2 protein-coding genes are annotated in these 1,157 nt (G+C 44.9%); both read left to right on the top strand.

What is annotated here, in order from left to right; genetic code table 11:
- On the top strand, nt 1-230 hold a 230-nt coding region (locus ACYVTD_RS13115; RefSeq protein ID WP_461248185.1), incomplete at its 5' end, for a UvrB/UvrC motif-containing protein.
- 53 nt (nt 231-283) lie between these two features.
- Nucleotides 284-1,157 (top strand): LysM peptidoglycan-binding domain-containing protein (locus tag ACYVTD_RS13120; protein WP_461248186.1); only part of this gene is annotated, 874 nt, incomplete at its 3' end.

A 1,157-nucleotide genomic window follows, 5' to 3' on the forward strand; every position in this document is an offset into this window, starting at 1 on the left:
TTGCCATCGCCGTCCGTAAAAAATGCCCTTTCTTTATTTATGCCTCCGTTGTAGAAAAAACGGGAATTCCCCTGGATTTCTTTCTTGAACCCCTTGAAAAAGCCCCCGACGATAAAAACAAGTCCCTTCTGGAGCAGTTGGAGCAGGCGGTCGCCGAAGAAGAGTACGAACAGGCGGCCGAAATCAGGGATTTAATTAAAAAACTGGAATGCGGCGATGACGACGATTAATATTTTATGCGTTTTGGTTGCATAGTTTGTCGATATTTAATATAATGTATTATATGTCTCTTTTATTCGATAATGGCAGAATAATCTTTAGATTCGCTGTAATTTTATACGTTTTTTCGCTGTTTTTACCCGGTTTTTCCTTAAAAAACAGGGAAATTCAAGACAACGAAAACGGTATTGGCGGCGGAAATTTTAATAATGAAGACGTATCTTTAACTCTCGCCTCTTACGAACAGGCTTCCTTTGAAGAGACATCTTTGGACGCGCCACCAGCAGAGGCAGCCGCCCTAGAGCCGGAGTCATTATCAAAAGCCAGGGTTTTGCTCTACGACACATATCAGGTTACGCAAGGCGAAAACATCAGCACCCTTGCTATTAATTTGGGGCTTAATCAGGGAACGATTATTTCCGTGAATAAAATTACAAATACCCGCCTGTTGCAGATCGGCAAGCTTTTAAAAATACCGAATCAGGACGGCGTTTTACACCAGGTTAAAAGCGGGGACACTTTAAGCTCCATCGCGGAAAAATACAAGGCCGAAGCGGAAGATATAAAAATCGCGAACGAGCTTTTTTCCGACACGATAAGGACGGGGACCGACCTGTTTATTCCCGGCGCGAAGCTTGACTGGGTAAGCCTACAGGAAATTAACGGCGACTTGTTTATATGGCCCGTAAACGGCGCCATCACTTCCCCTTACGGCTACAGAAGGGATCCGTTTAACAATAACCGCAGGCAGTTTCACTCCGGTCTTGATATCAGAGGAAGCACGGGAACCCCCGTTAAAGCCGCGATGTCAGGACGTGTAACCCAGACCGGTTATGACGCCGTATTTGGGAATTATATCGTTATTAACCATTATTCTGGCTACCGCACGTTGTACGGGCATTTAAGCGTTATCAGGACAAAGAACGGCGCTTATGTGG

The organism is Treponema sp. R6D11, assembly GCF_054786075.1.